This is a genomic window from Roseateles sp. P5_E1, assembly GCF_054049335.1.
In genome coordinates this window covers 1-537 of sequence record NZ_JBFUMN010000428.1, presented here as the reverse complement: position 1 = coordinate 537, position 537 = coordinate 1, and the positions used below count along the sequence as shown (strand labels likewise).

At 58.7% G+C, this 537-nt stretch carries 2 protein-coding genes; both read right to left on the bottom strand.

Going from position 1 to position 537, the window contains the following annotated elements; genetic code table 11:
- On the bottom strand, positions 1–205 hold a 205-nt coding region (locus tag ACXJKJ_RS31910), incomplete at its 3' end, for a hypothetical protein (RefSeq protein ID WP_457395740.1).
- A gap of 60 nt (positions 206–265) precedes the next feature.
- Positions 266–537: hypothetical protein (locus ACXJKJ_RS31905; RefSeq protein ID WP_457395739.1), on the bottom strand; the 272-nt coding region annotated here is incomplete at its 5' end.

Sequence of the window (537 nt, the reverse complement as noted above, 5' to 3'; positions counted from 1 at the left end):
CCTCTCGGCTCTTCCCGAGGGTGGCGATGTTCCGCTCCAGCGCCGTAACTTGGCGGCTGGTGGCGACAACCTGCCGCGCAGAGCCCTTCTCCACTTCGGTGGCAAGGGAGGCGACCGACTGCTTCGCCGCATTGACGCCGGGCTCGACTTTGCTGTTGTCGATTTCGATGTCGATCCTGGCGGTGCCGATGCTCTCTTGTGCCATTTGCATTTGCCTCGGGCATAAAAAAACCGCCCGAAGGCGGTTGATCTGTGAGTTGTTCGATTACTTGGGTAGCGACCCTATTACCACGTCGTTACCCAGCGATAGGTAGTCAACTTGCTTCGTCGCTTTTGAATAAGTGCACGTAGCTGATACATCAAGGAGTGCACCGAAGTTGTTCTGCAGGCGCAGCCCATCACCCCGCTTCCAGTTGATAAACACAATCTCCTTTCCGCTCGCGACGTCTCCCGGGCTTGGGATCACAGCCGCCGATGGGTTGGTCGCCTTCTCTTTGATCGCCGCCTTGCAGGCCTCAACGGCCTGGCGCTCGCTGC